The sequence below is a fragment of the Microbacterium sp. MPR-TSA4 genome (assembly GCF_058792815.1).
This window is the reverse complement of sequence record NZ_JBXAFF010000032.1, coordinates 24,238-31,054: the sequence shown is the minus strand read 5'-3', so window position 1 is coordinate 31,054 and position 6,817 is coordinate 24,238. Positions and strand designations below refer to the sequence as shown.

The 6,817-nt window shown below is 72.1% G+C and carries 7 protein-coding genes and 1 tRNA gene; 3 read left to right on the top strand and 5 right to left on the bottom strand.

The window, feature by feature from the left end; genetic code table 11:
* The 3 genes from AC1Q49_RS12280 to idi all read right to left on the bottom strand — a co-directional run.
* Positions 1-556, bottom strand: a 556-nt coding sequence (locus tag AC1Q49_RS12280) for a phytoene/squalene synthase family protein (protein ID WP_492492446.1), incomplete at its 3' end; no start/stop codon positions are given.
* Positions 553-1,620 (bottom strand): polyprenyl synthetase family protein, encoded by a 1,068-nt coding sequence (locus tag AC1Q49_RS12275; RefSeq protein ID WP_492492444.1) that lies wholly within the window; start codon positions 1,618-1,620, stop codon positions 553-555. The genes AC1Q49_RS12275 and AC1Q49_RS12280, both read right to left, overlap by 4 nt.
* Positions 1,617-2,165: an isopentenyl-diphosphate Delta-isomerase gene (gene idi / locus AC1Q49_RS12270; RefSeq protein ID WP_492492442.1), complete on the bottom strand. Its 549-nt coding sequence runs from the start codon at positions 2,163-2,165 to the stop codon at positions 1,617-1,619. Before idi ends, AC1Q49_RS12275 begins: the two co-directional genes overlap by 4 nt.
* A gap of 64 nt (positions 2,166-2,229) precedes the next feature.
* Here idi and AC1Q49_RS12265 point away from each other — a divergent pair, with 64 nt between their 5' ends.
* Complete coding sequence (locus AC1Q49_RS12265; RefSeq protein WP_492492440.1) at positions 2,230-2,706, top strand: MarR family winged helix-turn-helix transcriptional regulator; 477 nt, start codon at positions 2,230-2,232, stop codon at positions 2,704-2,706.
* Positions 2,707-2,787: 81 nt separating this feature from the next.
* On the opposite strand, the gene AC1Q49_RS12260 is transcribed toward AC1Q49_RS12265, so the two are convergent.
* Positions 2,788-2,864 (bottom strand) — tRNA-Met (locus tag AC1Q49_RS12260).
* Between the two features lie 171 nt (positions 2,865-3,035).
* Here AC1Q49_RS12260 and AC1Q49_RS12255 point away from each other — a divergent pair.
* Entirely contained in the window at positions 3,036-3,839 is an 804-nt protein-coding gene (locus AC1Q49_RS12255; RefSeq protein ID WP_205282731.1) for a carbon-nitrogen hydrolase family protein, read from the top strand.
* Between the two features lie 58 nt (positions 3,840-3,897).
* Here the strand turns inward: AC1Q49_RS12255 and AC1Q49_RS12250 are convergent, their stop codons facing one another.
* Complete coding sequence (locus tag AC1Q49_RS12250) at positions 3,898-5,118, bottom strand: aminotransferase class I/II-fold pyridoxal phosphate-dependent enzyme (protein ID WP_492492438.1); 1,221 nt, start codon at positions 5,116-5,118, stop codon at positions 3,898-3,900.
* A 100-nt stretch (positions 5,119-5,218) separates the two neighbouring features.
* Here AC1Q49_RS12250 and AC1Q49_RS12245 point away from each other — a divergent pair, with 100 nt between their 5' ends.
* On the top strand, positions 5,219-6,799 hold the full coding sequence (locus tag AC1Q49_RS12245; RefSeq protein WP_492492436.1) for a S1C family serine protease: 1,581 nt from the start codon (positions 5,219-5,221) through the stop codon (positions 6,797-6,799).
* Positions 6,800-6,817 lie beyond the last annotated feature (18 nt).

Genomic DNA, 6,817 nt, shown 5'->3' with positions numbered 1-6,817 from the left:
GCGATCTGGCCCTGCAGCGCGCGCGGGGCGGGGCGCCGTCGACGAGGCCGGGGTCGGGAGCGAGCGGTGTCGCCCGCCCCGCGTTGACGAACACCTGCAGGCACATGAGGCCGACGACCTCGGCCGAGCCGTAGACGTACTCGTCGTGCGAGGCGTCGTCGTGCCGCGTGCGCGTGAGATCCGTCCGCATCGAGGCGAAGAACGGTCGCACCAGGTCGTGTCCGATACCGCACTCCCGGGCGGCGAGGGCGAACGCGTGGACGATCAGGTTGGTGCTGAACCCCCGGGCGACGGCTGCGAGCGTCTCGGCCTCGAGCTCGTCGAGCAGGAGCCGCTGGGTCGGCGCGGGAAGGCCGGTCTGCTCGGCGGCGCCGTCGACCACCTCATCGGCGACGCGCACGAGCGCGTAGATGCTGCGCACGTGGGTGCGCACGCGGGGACCGAGCAGGCGGCAGGCGAGCGCGAACGACGTGGAGTACGCGGCGATGACCGTGGCCGCCGCCTCCTGCGCGCAGCGGTCGTACAGGGAGCCGCCGGCCGCGGGGGCGCCGCTCACGGGATGCGCCCTTCGATCGCGTTCGCGACCTCCGCCAGCAGCGTCACCGCGGCCGGGGGCAGCGCCGGGGAGGCCGATCGGCTCCGCGCGCGGCGCAGCCGGTCGTCGATGAGGGCGACCAGGTGGTCGCGTGCCCCGCTCGCCTCGAGCTCGCGCTGGGCGCGCCGCACGGCGATCGGCCCGGTGTGCGCAACGGCCAGCGCGGAGCTGACCCGGGGCCAGGCCGCCGTGTCGCGGGCGAGGGCGATGAGGGGCGTGCGCTTCGCCTCGCGGAGGTCGGCGCCCGGATCGCGCCCGGCCTGGCTGCGGGACCCGAACGTGCCGATGAGGTCGTCGACGAGCTGGAACGCGAGACCCAGGTCGGCTGCGGCCAGCGACAGCCGGGAGCGGGCTTCGGCCGGTGCTCCCGCCATGATGGCTCCGGCGAGCAGCGGCGCCTCGAAGGAGTAGGCGGCGGTCTTGTCGTGCGCCGCCCCGAGAAGGGCATCGGTGTCGGGGTAGTCGGCGCGCGCGGCGTGCTCGACATCGGCGAGCTCGCCGGAGGCCGAGACGAGGATCGCGTCGTCGATGATCTCCAGCAGGGCGTGCCGTGTGGTCTCGTCGACGTCGCAGCAGGCGACGAGGCGGGCGGCCTCGAACAGCAGCAGGTCGCCGGCGAGCACGGCGGCGGCATCGCCCACGATGGCGGCCTGCTCGGGCCCGGCACCGAACGCCTGGGCTCGGGTCCGGAAGCGTCCGGCGACGTTGGGGATGCCGCGGCGCTCGAGATCGCGATCGATGAGGTCGTCGTGCACGACGAAGGCCGTGTGCAGCAGCTCGAGCGCGGCCGCGACGTCCCACAGGGCCGTGGTGTCGTCGTCGCGACCTCCGCCGAAGGCGCGGTAGGAGGCGACGACGAGAGCCGGGCGCAGCCGCTTGCCGTCGGCGGCGGCCGCGGTGGTCGCGGCGGTGAGGGCCTTCGCCCCCTCTCCGAGCGGAGCGGCGCGGCGTTGCAGCCGGCTCAGGGCGCGCTCGATCGCGGCGTCGACGCTGATGCGCGCGTCATCGTCGAGCAACGCGATCACGACGCGCTCCGCACCGTCGCGGGCTCGAAGACGCCGAGCTGCTCGGCTTGCAGGACGAGCCAGGGGCTGAACGCCCAGGGGGTGGCACGCAACGACACGGCGAGCTCGGCCGGATCGACCCAGCGCGCTTCGGCCACCTCGCGCGGGTTGAGCCGCGGCTCGTCGTCGACGAGTGCCGTGTAGACCGGGCAGATCTCGTGCTCCACGATGCCGCTCGCGTCGACCGCGCGGTAGCGGAACAGGGGGAGGGCGAGCCGCACGTCGCGCAGGGTCAGACCCAGTTCGTGCTCGGCGCGGCGGTGCACGGCATCCATCACCGGCTCCGCGGGACGCGGGTGCCCGCAGAAGGAGTTGCTCCACACGCCGGGCCAGGTCAGCTTGTCGAGGGCGCGGCGGGTCACGAGCGTCTCGCCGCGGGAGTTGTAGACGTGGCAGGAGAAGGCGAGGTGCAGAGCCGTGTCGGTGCCGTGCACGCTGGCCTTCGGCGCCGTGCCGATCTCGTCCCCGTTGTCGTCGAGCAGGACCACGTATTCTGTCGGGGACACGATCTTCTCCTTATTGCTAGTTTAGCTAGCGATTTTAAGGGATACTACCTTTCGAGTGAGGGGGGTGTCCAGCGTGAAAGACCGGTGGATCCCGACGACGCAGCGCGACGAACTCGTCCGCGACGCGTTGGTCGCCGTGCGCTCCTTCAGCGATTCTATGGATCGGCTGCACGGCGTGCTGCGTTCCGACATGGACATGAACGGGTCCGATCTCGCGGCCCTGCGCATGCTCATCGTGCGCGAGCAGCGCGGCGAATGGGTCTCGCCCCACGAGATCGCGAAGCACCTCGCGATCTCCACGGCATCCACGACGAAGCTGCTCGACCGGCTGAGCGAGCGGGGGCACATCGAGCGGCGTCCCCACCCCGCCGATCGACGGGCGCGCATCGTCGTGCTCACCGAGCGCGCGCGCAGCGAGTTCTCCCGCCACCTCGGGCAGCGCATGGCGAAGATGCGCGACGTCATGGACGGCTACAGCGACGAGGAGCTCCGTGCGATCGCGCGTTTCCTCGAGGACATGGACGACGCGCTCGTCGAGTGAACGGCCGCGGGTCGGCGCACACGAAGAAGGCGCCCCCGGATCGGGGACGCCTTCTTCGTGACCGCGTGACACACGCGATATTGGTTGCGGGGACAGGATTTGAACCTGCGACCTCTGGGTTATGAGCCCAGCGAGCTACCGAGCTGCTCCACCCCGCGGCACAAGGAATAGCCTAACACGGGTTCGGAGTGCCGGTGTACACGGGGCGCTCCTCGCCACGCGAACCGGGCGTTGCCGAAGGTCCATGCCGCGGGGGAGGATGGGGTCGTGACCGCACCCTCCCGTTCGTGCCCCGCTGCATGCCCGGCGGCGCCGGAGGGGAGCCGGGAATGAGAGCGGATGCCGTGGGCATCGCGGTGGCGCAGTTCGCGCCCACCGCCGACAAGGCCGACAACCTGCGCGTGATCGACGAGCTCGCCGCCGCCGCCTCCGCGCGGGGCGCGGCGGTCGTGGCGTTCCCGGAGTACGCGAGCTACTTCGTCGATCCGTTCGATGCCTCGCTCGCCGAGAACGCGGAGTCGCTCGACGGACCCTTCGTGACCGAGCTCACGGCGATCGCCGCCCGACACGGCCTCGTCGTCACGGCCGGCCTGGTCGAACGGGGCGAGGCCGGGCGTGTGCGCAACGCGGTCGTGGCCGTCGATGCCGGCGGCATCCTCGCCGTCTCCCACAAGCTGCACCTGTACGACGCGTTCGGCCAGCGGGAGTCGGACTGGGTCGAACCGGGGGCCATCGGCGCGCCGGAGACCTTCGAGGTGGGCGGGCTGACCGTGGCGCTGATGACCTGCTACGACCTGCGCTTCCCCGAAGTGGCGCGTGTGCTCGCCGATGCGGGCGCCCACGTGGTGCTCGTGGCGGCCGAGTGGGTGCGCGGGCCCCTCAAGGAGCACCACTGGCGGACGCTCCTGCACGCGCGGGCGATCGAGAACACGCTGTACGTCGCGGGTGCCGACCACCCGCCGCCGCTGGGGGTGGGTGCATCGGTGGTCGTGGATCCGCAGGGCGTGGAGATCGCGGGCGTCGGAACCGCGAGCGACGTGGCGGTCGGTTTCGCCGACGTCGGCACGATCGAGCGTATCCGGCGGGTCAATCCGGCGCTCGCGCTGCGGCGCTTCGACGTCGCACCGCGCTGACACGACGCTCACACGGCGCCGTGCACGAGGAGCACGAGAGGGCCTCGACCGCCCGCGCTCAGCGGCCCGGTGACGGCTCCATCGCCGCGAGCCGGGCGCTCGCCTCCTCGATGACCTCCGTGCGCTTGCAGGCGGCGAAGCGGACGAGGGTGGCATAGTCGGCCCGGTGCGACGCGCTCGCGAAGGCCGTGAGCGGGATGGCCACGACCCCGGCGCGCGCGGGCAGCTCGCGGCAGAACTGCGCCGCATCGGTGCCGGGACTCAGCAGCGGTGCCGCGTCGGCGACGGTGAAGTAGGAGCCGGCCGGCTCGGACACCGTGAAGCCGGCGGCATCCAGCCCCGCCGCGAGCAGGTCGCGCTTGCTGCGCAGCGTCGATGCGATGCCGGTGAAGAAGTCGTCCGGGAGGGCGAGGCCGGTGGCGATCGCGTGCTGGAAGGGTGTGCCGTTCACATACGTGAGGAACTGCTTGACCGCGAGGACGGCGTCGATCAGCGCCGCGGGCCCCGACACCCATCCGATCTTCCACCCCGTGGTGGAGAAGGTCTTGCCCGCCGACGAGATCGTGAGCGTGCGTTCCGCAGCGCCGGGCAGCGTCGCGATCGGCTCGTGCCGGGCGTCGAACACGAGATGCTCGTAGACCTCGTCGGTGACGATGACGGCGTCGTGACGTTCGGCCAGGCGCACGATCTCCGCGCGGACCTCCGGCGAGAAGACCGCCCCGGTGGGATTGTGGGGGTCGTTGACGAGGATGATCCGGGTGCGGTCGGTGACGGCGGCTGCGAGCCGCTCGAGGTCCGGCTGGAACCGCGGCCACGCCAGCGGCACCGTCACCAGCCGGGCGCCGGCCAGGGCGACGCACGCCGCGTAGGAGTCGTAGTAGGGCTCGAAGACGACGACCTCGTCGTCGGGGGAGTCGATGAGGGCGAGCAGAGTGGCCGCCAGTGCCTCGGTCGCCCCGGCCGTCACGAGGATCTCGCGGTCGGGATCGAGCTCTCGTCCGTAGAAGCGCCGTTGATGCGCCGCGATCGCGGTGAGCAGCGCCGGCACGCCGCGACCGGGCGCGTACTGGTTGAACCCGGCCGAGATCGCGTCGCGCGCCGCGTCGAGGACGGCACGCGGCCCGTCCTCGTCGGGAAAGCCCTGCCCGAGGTTGATGGCGCCGGTGCGTGCGGCGAGGCCGCTCATCTCGGCGAAGATCGTCGGCGCCGCGACACCGTCCGACGACAGCAGTCCCGCGCCCTGTGCGGTACGGCGCCACGCGCCCGGAATCTCTCGCATCGCGCTCAGGCTACATGCATAGGCTCAGCGGGGTGCGGACATAAGCAACACACAGAATCGCGCGACATCCTGATCAGGACTTGGGAAGAAGGAAGCACCAATGAGCGAGAACACCCCCTCGAACACCGACCCGCAGGACGCCGCCGCGCAGGGCTACGACGCCGCCGCGCAGGGCTCCGAGACGCCCGCCGTCGCCGAGACCCCCACCGCCGCGGAGACCCCGGCCGCCCCCGAGACCGTCGCGAACGCCGGGGACGCGCCGCAGCGCCCGCCGCTGCCGGAGCAGCCCGCGACCCAGGCGGCACAGGCGCCGGCCGTCGCGCCCACCGGCTACTCCTCGAACGCGCCGTACACCGCGCCGACCGTCCCGTCGTCGGCGCAGCCGTCGCCGTACGGGGCGCCCGCCTACACGGGCGCGGCCTTCGGTGCGCAGCCGACCATGCCGTACGGCGCGACCGCGACCGCCGAGCCGGCGGCACCCGCCGCGCGCATCGGTGCCGGCAAGATCGTCGGCATCATGGTCGCCGCCGCCCTCGTGGGTGGAGCGGCCGGAATCGGCGGCGCCGCTGCCGGCGCGTCGCTGTTCCCGCAGTCGCAGACGGTCATCAGCGGCGCGCCCGCGGCCGTCACGGTCAACAACACCTCGTCGGTGAACCAGACGACCGCCATCGCGGCCAAGGTGGTCCCGAGCGTCGTGACGATCTCGGCGACGTCGGGCTCGTCGGGCGGAACCGGCTCGGGTGTGGTGCTGACCACCGACGGCTACGTCGTGACGAACACCCACGTCGTGACCCTCGACGGCCAGACCGCCGACGCCACGCTCTCGGTGACCACCTCCGACGGGAAGGTCTACGCCGCGACGATCGTCGGGACCGACCCCACGTACGATCTCGCGGTGATCAAGCTGACCGATGCATCCGGCCTGACCCCGATCGATTTCGGCGACTCGTCGAACCTCAACGTCGGCGACCAGACGGTCGCGGTCGGCGCGCCGCTCGGTCTGTCCAACACCGTGACCACGGGTATCGTGAGCGCGCTGAACCGCTCGATCCAGATCGCCTCGTCGGCGGCTCCGGAGGGCGACACGCAGGAGCAGACGCCGCAGCAGGGCGAGAACGGCTCGCCGTTCCAGTTCGACTTCGGCCAGGGTCAGCAGACCACGGCGACGAGCTCGATCTCGATCGCGGTGATCCAGACGGATGCCGCGATCAACCCCGGCAACTCCGGCGGTGCCCTGGTCGACGGTGAGGGCAAGCTCATCGGCATCAACGTCGCCATCGCGTCGGCGGGAGGCTCCAGCTCGAGCGGCCAGTCGGGCTCGATCGGCGTCGGCTTCTCGATTCCTTCCAACATCGTCAAGCGCGTGACCGACGAGCTGATCAAGGACGGCAAGGCCACGCACGGCCTGCTCGGCGCCGGTGTCCGCGACGCGGCCACGCAGGAGGGCGCGACCACCGCGGGTGCCTACATCGCGGAGGTCACCTCGGGCGGTGCGGCGGCCAACGCAGGGCTGCAGAAGGGCGACGTGGTGACGTCGTTCAACGGGTTCCCGATCACCGACGCGACCGACCTCACCGCGCAGGTGCGCGCGCTCGCGGCGGGTTCGAAGGCCACGATCGTGTACGAGCGCAACGGCAAGACGGCCTCCGCCGAGGTCACGCTCGGGGAGCTGCAGCCGTAAGCACGCCCTCAGGCTCGG

Excerpts from the sequence above, each read along its gene's own strand:
- AC1Q49_RS12255 (WP_205282731.1), top strand. The coding sequence starts at position 3,036 with ATGAGAGCGGATGCCGTGGGCATCGCGGTGGCGCAGTTCGCGCCCACC.
- AC1Q49_RS12250 (WP_492492438.1), bottom strand. The coding sequence starts at position 5,118 with ATGCGAGAGATTCCGGGCGCGTGGCGCCGTACCGCACAGGGCGCGGGA.
- AC1Q49_RS12245 (WP_492492436.1), top strand. The coding sequence starts at position 5,219 with ATGAGCGAGAACACCCCCTCGAACACCGACCCGCAGGACGCCGCCGCG.